The organism is Streptomyces subrutilus (assembly GCF_008704535.1).
Classification (GTDB): domain Bacteria; phylum Actinomycetota; class Actinomycetes; order Streptomycetales; family Streptomycetaceae; genus Streptomyces; species Streptomyces subrutilus.
The window spans coordinates 3,751,378-3,765,209 of record NZ_CP023701.1 but is presented as its reverse complement, the minus strand read 5'-3'; the positions used below and the strand labels follow the sequence as shown (position 1 = coordinate 3,765,209).

12 protein-coding genes are annotated in these 13,832 nt (G+C 75.2%); 6 read left to right on the top strand and 6 right to left on the bottom strand.

What is annotated here, in order from left to right; genetic code table 11:
- Nucleotides 1–38: 38 nt before the first annotated feature.
- Nucleotides 39–935: a TrmH family RNA methyltransferase gene (locus CP968_RS16455; protein ID WP_189828903.1), complete on the top strand. Its 897-nt coding sequence runs from the start codon at nt 39–41 to the stop codon at nt 933–935.
- A gap of 37 nt (nt 936–972) precedes the next feature.
- On the opposite strand, the gene paaN is transcribed toward CP968_RS16455, so the two are convergent.
- Entirely contained in the window at nt 973–2,655 is a 1,683-nt protein-coding gene (gene paaN / locus CP968_RS16450; RefSeq protein ID WP_150518738.1) for a phenylacetic acid degradation protein PaaN, read from the bottom strand.
- Nucleotides 2,656–2,779: 124 nt separating this feature from the next.
- Between paaN and CP968_RS16445 the strand changes: the two genes are divergently transcribed.
- Nucleotides 2,780–4,297 carry a 3-hydroxyacyl-CoA dehydrogenase gene (locus CP968_RS16445; protein ID WP_150518737.1) on the top strand — a complete coding sequence of 506 codons (1,518 nt, stop codon included), beginning with the start codon at nt 2,780–2,782 and terminating at the stop codon, nt 4,295–4,297.
- A complete protein-coding gene (locus tag CP968_RS16440) occupies nt 4,294–4,884 on the top strand; it encodes a TetR/AcrR family transcriptional regulator (RefSeq protein ID WP_150518736.1) in 591 nt (196 codons plus the stop codon). The genes CP968_RS16445 and CP968_RS16440 overlap by 4 nt, the downstream gene beginning before the upstream one ends.
- 106 nt (nt 4,885–4,990) lie before the next feature.
- On the opposite strand, the gene CP968_RS16435 is transcribed toward CP968_RS16440, so the two are convergent.
- Nucleotides 4,991–5,566, bottom strand: a complete 576-nt coding sequence (locus CP968_RS16435) for an Lrp/AsnC family transcriptional regulator (RefSeq protein WP_150518735.1) — start codon at nt 5,564–5,566, stop codon at nt 4,991–4,993.
- A gap of 178 nt (nt 5,567–5,744) precedes the next feature.
- Between CP968_RS16435 and pdhA the strand changes: the two genes are divergently transcribed.
- From pdhA to CP968_RS16420, 3 genes are read left to right on the top strand one after another with little or no spacing between them, the layout of a single operon-like run.
- Complete coding sequence (gene pdhA, locus CP968_RS16430) at nt 5,745–6,878, top strand: pyruvate dehydrogenase (acetyl-transferring) E1 component subunit alpha (RefSeq protein WP_150518734.1); 1,134 nt, start codon at nt 5,745–5,747, stop codon at nt 6,876–6,878.
- Nucleotides 6,878–7,906: an alpha-ketoacid dehydrogenase subunit beta gene (locus tag CP968_RS16425; protein WP_150518733.1), complete on the top strand. Its 1,029-nt coding sequence runs from the start codon at nt 6,878–6,880 to the stop codon at nt 7,904–7,906. Before pdhA ends, CP968_RS16425 begins: the two co-directional genes overlap by 1 nt.
- Complete coding sequence (locus tag CP968_RS16420) at nt 7,906–9,279, top strand: dihydrolipoamide acetyltransferase family protein (RefSeq protein ID WP_150518732.1); 1,374 nt, start codon at nt 7,906–7,908, stop codon at nt 9,277–9,279. The genes CP968_RS16425 and CP968_RS16420 overlap by 1 nt, the downstream gene beginning before the upstream one ends.
- Before the next feature lie 119 nt (nt 9,280–9,398).
- Here CP968_RS16420 and CP968_RS16415 read toward each other — a convergent pair whose 3' ends face one another.
- From CP968_RS16415 to CP968_RS16400, 4 genes are all read right to left on the bottom strand, one after another.
- Nucleotides 9,399–10,376: an NAD(P)H-quinone oxidoreductase gene (locus tag CP968_RS16415; protein ID WP_150518731.1), complete on the bottom strand. Its 978-nt coding sequence runs from the start codon at nt 10,374–10,376 to the stop codon at nt 9,399–9,401.
- A gap of 62 nt (nt 10,377–10,438) precedes the next feature.
- A complete protein-coding gene (locus CP968_RS16410) occupies nt 10,439–11,539 on the bottom strand; it encodes a potassium channel family protein (RefSeq protein WP_150518730.1) in 1,101 nt (366 codons plus the stop codon).
- The gene (locus CP968_RS16405) at nt 11,527–12,840 is read right to left on the bottom strand and encodes a molybdopterin molybdotransferase MoeA (protein WP_189828902.1); all 1,314 of its coding nucleotides are present in this window, start codon (nt 12,838–12,840) and stop codon (nt 11,527–11,529) included. The genes CP968_RS16410 and CP968_RS16405 overlap by 13 nt, the downstream gene beginning before the upstream one ends.
- Nucleotides 12,837–13,775, bottom strand: a complete 939-nt coding sequence (locus tag CP968_RS16400) for an NTP transferase domain-containing protein (protein WP_150518729.1) — start codon at nt 13,773–13,775, stop codon at nt 12,837–12,839. The genes CP968_RS16405 and CP968_RS16400 overlap by 4 nt, the downstream gene beginning before the upstream one ends.
- Nucleotides 13,776–13,832: the final 57 nt, after the last annotated feature.

Sequence of the window (13,832 nt, the reverse complement as noted above, 5' to 3'; positions counted from 1 at the left end):
GGGGCGGCCGAGGGTCCGGGCGGCCGTAGGGTCGGGGCATGGACGAGCAGGGGCAGCAGGCGCGCGAGCAGGGGCACCGACACGGGCCGGGACCCGGGCGGCCGACGGAGGAGCGGCCCGCGGCGGAGCGGCGAACGGCGGGCCCGGACGCGCCGGTGAGACGGGCCGCGGCGGCGGGCCCGGACGCGGCGCCGGGCCCGGACGCGGCGGTGCGGCAGTGGCGGGAGGCGGCCGGGCAGGGCGATCTCGTCCTGCTGGACGGGTTCCACGCGCTGAAGCACGCCCTGCGCTTCGGGGCGGACGTGCGCCTGGCCGTCGCCGACGACCCCGACGCGGTACGGGCCCTCGCCGACGGGCTGGCCCCGGACGTCGGGGCGGAGGTGGCCCGGCTGGTGCGGCGGGCGCCGCTGAAGGAACTGCTGCCGCGCGTGCACCCCACCGGGGTCGCCGCCCTCGCCGCGCGGCCCGACCGGGAGGCCGGACGGGCCGCGCTCGGCCGGCTGCCGCGTCCCGCGCCGGTGGTCGTCCTCGACAACCCCCGCAACCTCGGCAACGTCGGAGCCGTCGTCCGCCTCGCCGCGGGCTTCGGCGCCACCGGCGTGGTGACCCGGGGCGACCTCGACCCCTGGCACCCGCACGTGGTCCGGGCCGGGGCCGGGCTCCACTACGCGACCACCGTGGACCGGGTCGAGCTGGCGGAGCTGCCGCCGGGGCCGCTGTACGCCCTCGACCCGGAGGGCGAGGACATCCGCGCCCTCACCCTCCCCGACGACGCCCTGCTGGCCTTCGGCTCCGAGCGCCACGGCATCTCGCCCGAGCTGCGGGCGCGCGCCGACCACCTGGTCTCGCTGCCGATGCGCCCGCAGGTCTCCAGCTACAACCTGGCCACGAGCGTCGCCATGGCCCTCTTCCACTGGGGCGGCCCGAAGGCCTGACGGCCCGCCCCAAGGCCTGACGTCACGGTGTTCCGGCTCAGGCCTGGCGGCGGACCTCCACCACCCGGAAGCGGTTGGCCACGAACGCCCCGTCGCACAGGGCCGCGTTCGCCGCCGGGTTGCCGCCGGAGCCGTGGAAGTCGGAGAAGGCCGCCGTCTGGTTGACGAACACCCCGCCGGTCAGGTTCAGCGAGAGCTGCGCCGACTCCTCCAGACAGACCTCTTCGATCGCCCGCTCGGTGTCCGCGGACGTCGTGTACGCGCCGACGGTCATCGCGCCCTTCTCGCGGACCGTCCGGCGCAGCAGCTCCAGCCCGTCCGCCGTGGAGTCCACGGCCACCGCGAAGGAGACCGGGCCGAAGCACTCCGAGAGGTAGGCCGCGTCCGGGTCGGGCTTGGACGCGTCCAGCTTGACCACGACCGGCGTGCGCACCACCGCGTCCGGGAACTCCGGGTTCACCACCTCGCGGGAGGCCAGGGCCACCTCGCCGAGGGAGGCGGCGGCCTCCAGCCGGCTCTTGACGTCCGGGTTGACCAGGGCGCCCAGCAGCGCGTTGGCCCGGGCGTCGTCGCCGAGCAGGCCGCCGACCGAGGCCGCGAGGTCGGCCACGACCTCGTCGTACGACTTGTGGCCGGCGTCCGTGGCGATGCCCTCGCGCGGGATCAGCAGGTTCTGCGGGGTGGTGCACATCTGGCCGCTGTAGAGGGACAGCGAGAACGCCAGGTTGGACAGCATCCCCCGGTAGTCGTCGGTGGAGTCCAGGACGACGGTGTTGACGCCGGCCTTCTCCGTGTAGACCTGCGCCTGTCGGGCGTTGGCCTCCAGCCAGTCGCCGAACTCCGTGGAGCCGGTGTAGTCGATCAGCTTGATCTCGGGGCGCACCGCCAGGGACTTCGCGATGCCCTCGCCCGGGCGCTCCACGGCCAGCGCCACCAGGTTGGGGTCGAAGCCGGCCTCGGCGAGCACCTCCCGCGCGACCCGCACGGTCAGCGCGAGCGGGAGCACGGCCCGCGGGTGCGGCTTGACCAGGACCGGGTTGCCGGTGGCCAGGGAGGCGAAGAGCCCCGGGTAGCCGTTCCAGGTGGGGAAGGTGTTGCAGCCGATCATCAGGGCGATGCCGCGCGGGACGGCCGTGAAGGTCTTGCCGAGCTCCAGCGGGTCCTTCTTGCCCTGCGGCTTGGACCAGTCGGCCCGGCCGGGCACGCGGGTCTGCTCCTCGTACGCGTAGGCCACCGCCTCCAGGCCGCGGTCCTGGGCGTGCGGGCCGCCGGCCTGGAAGGCCATCATGAAGGCCTGGCCGCTGGTGTGCATGACGGCGTGCGCGAACTCGTGGGTGCGGGCGGAGATGCGCGACAGGATCTCGATGCAGACCAGGGCGCGCGTCTCGGGTCCGGCGTCGCGCCAGGCGCCCATGCCGGCCCGCATGGCGGGCAGCAGCACCTCGGGGTCGGCGTGCGGGTACGCGACGCCGAGCTCCGGGCCGTACGGCGACACCTCGCCGCCCGTCCAGCCGTCCGTGCCGGGCTGGTCCAGGTCGAACCGGGTGCCGCGCAGGGCCTCGAAGGCGGCGAGCCCGTCGGCCGGCGCGGTCTCGCCGTACGCCTTGGGGTGCTCGGGGTGCGGGGACCAGTAGGCGCGGCTGCGGATCGCCGACAGGGCCTGGTCCAGGGTGGGCCGGTGCGTGGCGGACAGCTGGGGGACGGTGAGTTCGGCGGCCATCAGGGACCAACTCCTCGTTGAGCCGGGCGAAGGAGAGCAGACGGGAGTTAGAGTAACCGAACGATCGGTCGGGACAAGAGGGCCCGACCGGCCTGTGGATAAGTCGGTGCGGGAGGATCGGGTCATGACAGGAATCGAGCGCTCCCGGACCGTGGCGGTCATCGGGGCCGGCACCATGGGCCAGGGCATCGCCCAGGTCGCCCTCCTCGCAGGTCACCGCGTGCTGATCTACGACATCAACGCAGCGCTCGCCGCCGACGGCGTCGGCATCGTGCAGGACCGCGTCGAGCGGATGGCCGCCAAGGGCCGCCTCGACCCCGCCGCGGCCGAGGCCGCGGTCGCCCGCGTCGATCCGGCCGCCGCCCTCTCCGACCTGGCAGGAGCGGCCCTGGTCGTCGAGGCGGTCGTCGAGGACGCCGCCGTCAAGCGGGCGCTCTTCCAGGCGCTGGAGCAGGTGGTCGCGCCGGACGCGCTGCTGGCCACCAACACCTCCTCGCTGTCCGTCACCGAGCTCGCCGCCGGCCTCGCGCACCCCGGCCGCTTCCTCGGCCTGCACTTCTTCAACCCGGCGCCGCTGCTCCCGCTCGTCGAGGTGGTCAGCGGGTTCGCCACCGACCGGGCGGCGGCCGACCTCGCGTACGAGACGGTCCTGGGCTGGGGCAAGACGCCGGTGCGCTGCGCGGACACCCCCGGCTTCATCGTCAACCGGATCGCCCGGCCCTTCTACGCCGAGGCCTTCGCGGTGTACGAGGAGCAGGGGGCCGCCCCGGCCACCATCGACGCCGTGCTGCGCGAGAGCGGCGGCTTCAAGATGGGCCCCTTCGCCCTGACCGACCTGATCGGGCAGGACGTCAACGAGGCCGTGACCCGCTCGGTGTGGGAGTCCTTCTTCCGCGGCCCCAAGTTCACCCCCTCCCTGGCCCAGCGCCGGCTGGTCCAGTCGGGCCGGCTCGGCCGGAAGTCGGGCCACGGCTGGTTCCCGTACGGCCCGGACGCCCCGGTCCCCGCCCCGCACACCGCCGGGCCCGAGGAGGCGCCGGAGGCGGTGACCGTCGTCGGGGACCTCGGGCCCGCCGCCGGGCTGACCGAGCTGCTGGAGGAGGCCGGGATCGCGGTCACCGCCACCGCGCACGGGGGCCCGTACATCCAGCTGCCCGGCGAGGGCCAGCTGGTGCTCGCGGACGGCAAGACCTCCGTGGAGTTCTCCGACGTCGTCTACTTCGACCTCGCGCTGGACTACCGCGGCTGCACCCGGATCGCGCTCTCCGCGAGCGCCGACACCAGCGCGCGGACCCTCGCGGAGGCCGTCGGCCTCTTCCAGAAGCTCGGCAAGCACGTCTCCGTCATCGGCGACGTCCCCGGCATGATCGTCGCCCGGACCGTGGCGATGCTGATCGACCTCACCGCCGACGCCGTCGCCCGCGGCGTGGCCGCCGCCGAGGACATCGACACCGCGATGCGCCTGGGCGTCAACTACCCGCTGGGGCCGACCGCATGGCACGAGCGCCTCGGCCGCGACTGGGCCTACGACCTGCTGCACCACCTGGACGAACGCTGTCCCGGCGGCCGGTACGCTCCGTCCCTGGCGCTGTTCAAGCTCGGCTACGAGGGCGACGGGGACGAGGAGGGGGAGGTGCGGTGACCACGGCCAAGCGGGACACCTACACACCGGAGACCCTGCTGGCCGTCGCGGTCCAGGTCTTCAACGAGCGCGGCTACGACGGCACGTCGATGGAGCATCTCTCCAAGGCCGCCGGCATCTCGAAGTCCTCCATCTACCACCACGTGGCGGGCAAGGAGGAGCTGCTGCGGCGCGCCGTCAGCCGCGCCCTGGACGGCCTGTTCGCCGTCCTTGAGGAGCCCGGGGCGGTACGGGGCCGCGCGGTCGAGCGCGTCGAGTACGTCACCCGGCGCACGGTGGAGGTGCTGGTCGGCGAACTGCCGTACGTGACCCTGCTGCTGCGGGTACGGGGCAACACCCGCACCGAGCGCTGGGCCCTGGAGCGGCGCCGCGAGTTCGACCAGCAGGTGGCCGAGCTGCTGAAGGCCGCCGCGGCCGACGGCGACCTGCGGGGGGACGTGGACATCCGGCTCGCCACCCGGCTGCTCTTCGGCATGGTGAACTCGCTGGTCGAGTGGTACCGCCCGCACCCGGGCACGAGCCGGGACCAGCTCGCCGACGCGGTGGTCGGCATGGCCCTCGACGGCCTGCGCACGAACCGCGGCTGACCGGCGCACGGGCCGGCCCCGCGCGGTGCCGGACCGCGCGCCGTCGGGGCCGGCCCGCGCACCGGCGCTGCACGGGCCGGTGCGCGGCGTCCGTGACCCGGACGGCCTACTCCTCCGTGATCGTCGTTCCGGGGGGCAGGCCGGGGCCGGGGCCCGGCGCCAGCAGATCCGTCTCCTCGAACACCAGCAGGGTGCGCGTCGAGAGCACCTCGGGGATGGACTGGAGGCGGGTGAGGACCAGTTCGCGCAGGGTGCGGTTGTCCGGGGTGTGCACCAGGAGCAGGACGTCGAAGTCCCCGCTGACCAGGGCGATGTGGGCGGCGCCCGGGAGCTCGCGCAGCTGCTCGCGGACCGTGCGCCAGGAGTTCTGGACGATCTTCAGCGTGATGTAGGCGGAGGCGCCCTGACCGGCCCGTTCGTGGTCGACGCGGGCGGTGAACCCGCGGATCACCCCGTCGTCGATGAGCCGGTTGATCCGCGCGTAGGCGTTCGCGCGCGAGACGTGCACCTGCTCGGCCACCGACCGTATCGACGCGCGGCCGTCCGCCTGGAGCAGGCGCATGATCGACCGGTCGATCGGGTCCAGCGGGCGGGGCGGCACCGGCGGGGTCCCGGGTGCGCCCTGCGCGCCGCCCGGCGCGGCCGGTGCGGAGCCCGCTCCGGCCATTTGTTCATCCGGCATTGCCCGATGCCTCCCTCTCCTGGACGTCCTGCACCCATCCCAGGGCCCCGCCGCCAGTTTGTCCACAGCCTGGAGGCGCCTGTAGCCAAAATGCGCGGACAACCGAACAATCGGTAGGTGAGGCGCCTCACATCCGGGGCCCTCCCCGCCCGCTTCCCACGAGGAGGTGTACGCCGCCATGACGGTCCAAGAGCTGCCCGGTGCCGGTGCGTCCCACCGGTCCACCCCGCCGCCCGCCTGGAGGCCCCGTACGGACGCCGCTCCGCTGCTGCCGGACCCGGAGCCCTACCGGGTGCTGGGCACCGGGGCGGCGGACCGGCTCGACCCGGTGCTGATGCGGCGGTGCTACGCCGAGCTGGTGCGCGGTCGCCGCTACAACGCCCAGGCCACCGCGCTCACCCGGCAGGGCCGGCTCGCCGTGTACCCCTCGACCGTCGGCCAGGAGGCCTGCGAGATCGCGGCCGCGCTGGTCCTGGAGGAGCGCGACTGGCTCTTCCCGTCCTACCGCGACACCCTGGCGGCCGTGGCGCGCGGGCTCGACCCGGTGCAGGCGCTGACCCTGCTGCGGGGCGACTGGCACACCGGCTACGACCCGCGCGAGCTGCGCATCGCACCGCTGAGCACCCCGCTCGCCACCCAGTTGCCGCACGCGGTGGGCCTGGCGCACGCGGCCCGGCTGCGCGGGGACGACGTGGTCGCCCTCGCGATGGTCGGCGACGGCGGCACCAGCGAGGGCGACTTCCACGAGGCGATGAACTTCGCTGCCGTCTGGCAGGCACCGGTGGTCTTCCTCGTGCAGAACAACGGCTTCGCGATATCCGTCCCGCTCGCCAAGCAGAGCGCCGCCCCGACCCTGGCCCACAAGGCCGTGGGGTACGGGATGCCCGGCCGGCTGGTCGACGGCAACGACGTCGCGGCGATGCACGAGGTCCTCTCCGAGGCCGTCCGGCGGGCCCGGGCCGGCGGCGGCCCGACCCTGGTCGAGGCGGTCACGTACCGGATGGAGGCGCACACCAACGCCGACGACGCGACCCGCTACCGCGGCGACGCCGAGGTCGAGGCGTGGAAGGCGCACGACCCGGTCGCGCTGCTGGAGCGGGAGCTGACCGCCCGCGGCATCCTCGACGAGGAGGGGGTGCGGGTGGAGCGCGAGGCGGCCGAGGAGATGGCGGCGGCGCTGCGCGAGGCCATGAACGCCGATCCCGTGCTGGACCCGATGGACCTCTTCGCGCACGTCTACGCGGAGCAGACCGGCCGGCTGCGCGAGCAGGCGGCCCTGCTCCGCGCGGAGCTGGAAGCGGAGGGCGAGTGATGACGACGTCGACGACGACGCCGGTGGCCGCGGCGGTGCCCAGGGCCAAGCCGGCCACGATGGCGCAGGCCCTGACCCGGGCGATGCGCGATGCGATGGCCGAGGACCCGACCGTGCACGTCATGGGCGAGGACGTCGGGACGCTGGGCGGGGTCTTCCGGATCACGGACGGCCTGGCGAAGGAGTTCGGCGAGGACCGCTGCACGGACACGCCGCTGGCCGAGGCCGGCATCCTGGGCGCGGCCGTCGGCATGGCCATGTACGGGCTGCGGCCGGTGGTCGAGATGCAGTTCGACGCCTTCGCGTACCCGGCCTTCGAGCAGCTGATCTCGCACGTGGCGAAGATGCGCAACCGCACCCGGGGCGCGATGCCGCTGCCGATCACCATCCGGGTGCCGTACGGCGGCGGGATCGGCGGCGTGGAGCACCACAGCGACTCCTCCGAGGCGTACTACGTGGCCACCCCGGGCCTGACCGTGGTGACCCCGGCGACGGTCGAGGACGCGTACGGGCTGCTGCGCGCGTCCATCGCCAGCGACGACCCGGTGGTCTTCCTGGAGCCCAAGCGGCTCTACTGGGCGAAGGCCGACTGGTCGCCGGAGGCGCCGGCGCGGGTGCCGGGGATCGGCACGGCGCTCGTACGGCGCAGCGGCGCGAGCGCGACGCTGATCACCTACGGGCCCTCGCTGCCCGTGTGCCTGGAGGCCGCCGAGGCGGCGCGCGAGGAGGGCTGGGACCTGGAGGTCGTCGACCTGCGCTCGCTGGTCCCCTTCGACGAGGACACGGTCGTGGAGTCCGTACGGCGGACCGGGCGCGCGGTGGTCGTCCACGAGTCGGGCGGCTTCGGCGGCCCGGGGGCGGAGATCGCGGCGCGGATCACGGAGCGCTGCTTCCACCACTTGGAGGCGCCGGTGCTGCGGGTGACGGGCTTCGACATCCCCTATCCGCCGCCGATGCTGGAGAAGCACCACCTGCCCGGCGTGGACCGGATCCTGGACACCGTCGCCCGCCTGCAGTGGGAGAACTGATGCCGCAGGTCATGGAATTCAAGCTGCCCGATCTCGGCGAGGGCCTCACGGAGGCCGAGATCGTGCGCTGGCTGGTGGCGGTGGGCGATGTCGTCGCCATCGACCAGCCCGTCGTCGAGGTCGAGACGGCCAAGGCGATGGTGGAGGTGCCCTGTCCGTACGGGGGCGTGGTCACCGCCCGGTTCGGCGCGGAGGGCGAGGAGCTCCCGGTGGGGGCTCCGCTGATCACCGTGGCGGTGGGCGCGGCCGCCGGTACGGGTGCGGCCGCACCGGCCGGGCCCGCTGCCGGGCCCGCTTCCGGTACGGGGGCCGAGGCCGAGCCGGAGTCCGGCGGATCGGGCAACGTGCTGGTGGGCTACGGCACCGACCACTCCCGCCCGGCCCGACGGCGGCGGGTGCGACCCGCCACCGCCGGGGCGGGGGCGGGATCGGTCGCGGCCGCGCCGGTGGCGGCCGCGGTCACCGTTCCGGTCGCGGTGTCCGGCCCCGTGGCGGTGGTCTCGCCGATCGTGCGGAAGCTGGCCCGGGACCACGGGGTGGACCTGCGCACGCTGCGCGGCTCGGGCCGCGAGGGGCTGATCCTGCGGGCGGACGTCGAGGCGGCGCTCCAGGCCCCGCCGGTCGTGGCGGCTGCGGTGACGGCTGCGGCGGCTGCGGCGGCGGGCTCGACCGGGGCGGCGCCCCAGGGCGAGCGGGTCGCGCTGAAGGGGCTGCGCGCGGTGGTCGCGGAGAAGCTCTCGCGCAGCCGGCGCGAGATCCCGGACGCGACGTGCTGGGTGGACGCCGACGCAACCGAGCTGATGGCCGCCCGCACCGCGATGAACGCGGTGGGCGGCCCCAAGATCTCGGTGCTCGCGCTGCTGGCCCGCATCTGCACGGCGGCGCTCGCGCGGTACCCGGAGCTCAACTCCACCGTGGACCTGGCGGCGGGCGAGATCGTCCGGCTCCCGGCGGTCCACCTCGGGTTCGCCGCGCAGACCGAACGGGGCCTGATGGTCCCGGTGGTCCGCGACGCGCAGGGCCGCAGCCCGGAGTCCCTGTCGGCGGAGTTCGCCCGGCTGACCGAGCTGGCGCGGGCGGGGAAGCTGACGCCGTCCGACCTGACCGGTGGGACGTTCACCCTGAACAACTACGGGGTGTTCGGCGTCGACGGCTCCACGCCGATCATCAACCACCCCGAGGCGGCCATGCTCGGGGTGGGGCGGATCGTGCCGAAGCCGTGGGTGCACGGGGGTGAGCTGGCGGTGCGCCAGGTGGTGCAGCTGTCGCTGACGTTCGACCACCGGGTGTGCGACGGGGGGACGGCGGGGGGCTTCCTGCGGTACGTCGCGGACTGCGTGGAGTCCCCGGCGGTCCTGCTGCGCAGCCTGTAGCCCGGCGCGGGCGGGGCGGGAGCCCCGCCCCGCCCTCTCCCCGCCCGCGCCCTTCCGCCGTCCCCCGCGCGCTGCCCGGACCCACCGGGGCTCCGGGCCGGGGCCGCGGTCCGGTGGGGTCAGGGGGTGAGGAGGATCTTGCCCACGTGGCTGCTGGATTCCAGGAGGCGGTGGGCTTCGGCGGCCCGGGACATGGGGAGGGTGGCGTGGACCACCGGTCGGACGCGGCCGGCCGAGACCAGCGGCCACACGTGCTCCCGGACCGCCGCGATGATGGCCGCCTTCTCCTCCAGCGGCCGCGCCCGCAGCGAGGTCGCGGTGATCGCCGCCCGCTTGGCCAGCAGCGCCCCGAGGTTCAGTTCGGCCTTCGCCCCGCCCTGGAGCCCGATCACCGCGAGACGGCCGTTGACGGCCAGCGCGTCCAGGTTCCGGGCCAGGTACTTCGCGCCCATGATGTCCAGGATCACGTCCGCCCCGGCCCCGTCCGTGGCCGCCCGTACCTCCGCCACGAAGTCCTGCTCGCGGTAGTCGATCAGTACGTCCGCGCCCAGCTCCGCGCAGCGGGCCAGCTTCTCGGGCCCGCCCGCCGTCACCGCGACCTTCGCGCCGACCGCCTTCGCCAACTGGATGGCCATGGTCCCGATGCCGCTGGAGCCGCCGTGCACGAGCAGCGTCTCGCCGGGGCGCAGCCCGGCCACCATGAACACGTTGGACCACACCGTGGCCACCACCTCGGGCAGCGCGGCCGCCGTCACCAGGTCCAGGCCGGCCGGGACCGGCAGCAGCTGGCCGGCCGGCACGGCCACCTTCTGCGCGTATCCGCCGCCCGCCAGCAGGGCGCAGACCTCGTCGCCCACCGACCAGCCGGACACGCCCGGGCCGATGGCGGTGATGCGCCCGGAGCACTCCAGGCCGGGGTGGCGGGAGGCGCCCGGCGGCGGATCGTAGAAGCCCTGGCGCTGGAGGACGTCGGCGCGGTTCACGGCGCTGGCCACGACCTCGACGAGCACCTCGCCCTCGCTCGCGACGGGATCGGGTGCGTCGGTCCAGACGAGGGCCTCGGGGCCGCCGGGTTGCTCGATGGTGATCGCATGCATGGCCCGGAGGCTACGCGAACCGGCCCCCTCGGCACAGGCGGCCCCGCGCGCGCCGCGCCGCGCTACTCGGCCGGCCCCAGGGTCTGCGGCGGCGAACTGCGCGGTGACGCCCGGACGATGGTGATGAGGCGGTCCGTCAGCTGGAGCGGGCTGGCGTGCGCGTCGTCGTACGCGAGCAGCCGGTGCCCGCGCAGCACACTCACCACCAGGTCGTCGGTGTCCCGCACCGACTTGCCGACCTCGGACCTGTTGACGGGCCGTTCGATGAGGTCGAGGCCGCTGCCCTGCTGGATCAGGTCCTCCATCACGGTGCCCGCGCTCGGGCTGAGGACCGACAGGCCCAGCAGCCGGCCGGCCGCGCTCGCGCTGGTGATGACCGCGTCGGCGCCGGACTGGCGCAGCAGCGGCGCGTTCTCCTCCTCGCGGACCGCGGCGACGATCTTCGCGCCGCGGTTGAGCTGGCGCGCCGTCAGGGTGACCAGGACCGCCGTGTCGTCCCGCTGGGTGGCGATGACGACCTGACGGGCCTTCTGGAGCTCGGCCCGCAGCAGCACGTCGGAACGGGTGGCGTCGCCGACGACGCCGGTGAGGCCCTCCGCGTTGGCCATGTCGATGACCTTGGCGCTCGGATCGACGATGACGACCTGCTCCTTGGAGAGGCCGGTGGCCAGCAGCGTCTGCAGGGCCGAACGGCCCTTGGTGCCGAAGCCGACCACGACCGTGTGGTCACGCAAGGTGTTCCTCCAACGGTTCAGCCGCCACTCTTCCCTGGTGCGCTCCGTGAGGACCTCCAGGGTGGTGCCGACCAGGATGATCAGGAACAGCACCCGCAGCGGGGTGATCAGCAGGATGTTCACCAGCCGGGCGCTGTCGCTGTACGGGACGATGTCGCCGTACCCCGTCGTCGACAGGGTCACGGTCGCGTAGTAGACGCAGTCGAGCAGATCGACCTGGTCGTTGGCGTTGTCGTGGTAGCCGTCGCGGTCGAGCCAGACGATCAGGACCGTCAGGCAGAGCACGAACAGGGCCATCACCAGGCGCCTGGTCACCTGCCGGAGCGGCTTCTCGACGACGCGCTTGGGCAGCTTGATGCGCCGGGAGACGAGTTTTTCGTCCGCCCCCCGGGCCATGGCGTCGTGGCCGTGCAGTTTCACGTGAAACATCCCCCCGAGGTCCAGGGTAGGTCCAGGATCTCCAGGTCCTGACCGGACCGGGCGCCGTGCGGCGGTACGACGGCCAGCGCGTCGGCGGCCGCCACCCCGCGCAGCATCGCCGGGCCGTTGTAGCGCAGCGGCACCGCGTGCTCGTCGGTCAGCACCACGGGCACCAGCCGGGTGTCGTGCGGGTGCCCCGGTACGTCGCCCCGGACGACCGCCGTCCAGCGGGGGCGCCCGCGGCGGCCGGCGAGGGCGCGCAGCAGCGGTTCGGCGAGGGTGAGCAGTCCGGAGACGGCGGCGAGCGGGTTGCCGGGCAGCCCGACCAGGTACCGGCCGTCGGCCCGGCCGCCGATGCGGGCCAGCAGCATCGGGTGCCCGGGGCGCACCGCGACCCCGTCGACGAGCAGTTCGGCGCCGGCCTCGGCCAGCACCGGGTGGACGTGGTCCACGGGCCCGGCGGCGGTGCCGCCGGTGGTGATCAGCACGTCGGCGGTGGAGGAGGAGACGGCCTCCAGCAGGGCGGCGGCGCCGGCGGCGTCGTCGCCGAACCGCCGGGTGCCGGTGACCTCGGCGCCGACACGGGTGAGCCAGGGGGCGAGCATGGGGCTCAGGGCGTCCCGGATGAGGCCGTCGTGCGGGCGGCCCGCGGTGAGCAGTTCGTCGCCGAGGACCAGGATCTCCACGCACGGGCGGGGCCGGGTGGCCAGCTCGTCGTAGCCGGCGGCCGCGGCGAGGCCGAGCACGGCCGGGGTGACGAGGGAGCCCGCGGGCAGCAGCAGGTCGCCGGAGCGGCACTCCTGACCGCGCGGGCGGATGTCCTGGCCGGTCAGGACGGACCGGTCGGCGAAGAGCTGGGCGCCCTTCTCGCGGCAGTGCTCGCTGCGGATGACGGCGGTGGTGTCGGCGGGCACGCGGGCCCCGGTGGCGATCCGTACGGCCTCCCCGTCCGCGAGGGGCTCGGGCCGCTCGCAGCCGGCCAGCACACCGCCGTCGCGCACGGCCCAAGGGCCGGGACCGGCGACGGCCCAGCCGTCCATCGCCGAGGTGTCGAAGGAGGGCAGGTCGGACAGGGCGTCCAGGGGCTCGGCCAGTACGTCGCCGAGGGCGTCGGCGAGGGGCACCCGGTGCGTACGGGCCCGCGTCCCGGCCCCGGCATGCACGGCGGTGTCCCGGGCCCGCGGCCAGGCCGCGGCGCGCGGGACACCGCCGTCCGGGGTGCGGTTGACCAGGGCCAGCGCCTCTTCGAGGGCCTGCTCGGCGGAGCCGGCGGCCCCGGCCGGGGCGCGGTCGGCATCGGTGGGGGTCATCCGGAGCCGTTCTGTCGGGGGTCGGCCGCGGTGGCGGTGTCGGGGGCGGGGGCCGGGGCGGCGGGGCCGGTGGCGGCCTGCGCCTCGGCGGCCCAGCGCAGGGCCAGGTCGGAGGCCTTGCGGGAGGCTTCGGAGACGGCCCGGGCGGGGTCGGCGCCGCTGGCTTCGGCCCGGGCGGCCGCGTAGCCGACCAGGAAGGTGGTCAGCGGGGCGGCGGGCCGGGCGACGCCGTGGGCGGCGTCACGGGCGAGGTCGAGCAGGGTTCGGGTGTCGACGTCGAGGTCGATGCCCAGCTCGTTCTTGGCGGCGGTGATCCATTGGTCCAGCACGGTTCCATGCTCCCTGATCCGGGCGCGGGCGACGGCGAGATCCTCCCAGGTGTCGCAGTCGAAGGAGGCGAGCGGCTGCGCGGCGACGCGGGCCAGGCCGAGCGCGGCGGTCAGCGCGCGGAGCGGGAGGCCGCCGAGGCCGTCGGGCCGGCCGGCGGAGAGGTGCGCGAGCGCGCGGCGGAGCGGGGCGGCGCGGTAGACGGCGAGGAGGGGCTGGTCCCGGCCGGCCGGGTCGCGCAGCAGGGCGCCATCGTGCGGGGCCGGGGTCGGGGCCGCCGGTGCGGCGGCGGTCAGCAGGGTCCGTACGGTGTCCCGGTCCAGGAACGGGAGGTCCGCGGAGAGTACGAGGACCAGCTCGGCGGTGGTCTCGCGCAGCCCGGCGTCCAGCGCGGCCACCGGGCCGCCGCCGGGCGGGTCCTCGCGGGTCCAGCGGACCGGGCGGGCGGTGGGGCGGCGGCCGCCGACGACGACGGTGGCGCGGGCGTCCGGGCAGGCGTCGAGGACCCGGTCGAGGAGGGTGCGTCCGCCGACGCTGAGGGCGGGCTTGTCGGCCCCGCCGAGCCGCTGCGCGGCGCCGCCGGCGAGGACGATGGCGTCGTAGGTCATGCCCACGAGTATGGGGCGGCGGGGCTCCTGCGGAGGGGCGTTGTGCCTGTCCGGGTT

Excerpts from the sequence above, each read along its gene's own strand:
- CP968_RS16455 (WP_189828903.1), top strand. The coding sequence starts at position 39 with ATGGACGAGCAGGGGCAGCAGGCGCGCGAGCAGGGGCACCGACACGGG.
- paaN (WP_150518738.1), bottom strand. The coding sequence starts at position 2,655 with ATGGCCGCCGAACTCACCGTCCCCCAGCTGTCCGCCACGCACCGGCCC.
- CP968_RS16445 (WP_150518737.1), top strand. The coding sequence starts at position 2,780 with ATGACAGGAATCGAGCGCTCCCGGACCGTGGCGGTCATCGGGGCCGGC.
- CP968_RS16435 (WP_150518735.1), bottom strand. The coding sequence starts at position 5,566 with ATGCCGGATGAACAAATGGCCGGAGCGGGCTCCGCACCGGCCGCGCCG.
- pdhA (WP_150518734.1), top strand. The coding sequence starts at position 5,745 with ATGACGGTCCAAGAGCTGCCCGGTGCCGGTGCGTCCCACCGGTCCACC.
- CP968_RS16425 (WP_150518733.1), top strand. The coding sequence starts at position 6,878 with ATGACGACGTCGACGACGACGCCGGTGGCCGCGGCGGTGCCCAGGGCC.
- CP968_RS16420 (WP_150518732.1), top strand. The coding sequence starts at position 7,906 with ATGCCGCAGGTCATGGAATTCAAGCTGCCCGATCTCGGCGAGGGCCTC.
- CP968_RS16415 (WP_150518731.1), bottom strand. The coding sequence starts at position 10,376 with ATGCATGCGATCACCATCGAGCAACCCGGCGGCCCCGAGGCCCTCGTC.
- CP968_RS16410 (WP_150518730.1), bottom strand. The coding sequence starts at position 11,539 with ATGTTTCACGTGAAACTGCACGGCCACGACGCCATGGCCCGGGGGGCG.
- CP968_RS16405 (WP_189828902.1), bottom strand. The coding sequence starts at position 12,840 with ATGACCCCCACCGATGCCGACCGCGCCCCGGCCGGGGCCGCCGGCTCC.
- CP968_RS16400 (WP_150518729.1), bottom strand. The coding sequence starts at position 13,775 with ATGACCTACGACGCCATCGTCCTCGCCGGCGGCGCCGCGCAGCGGCTC.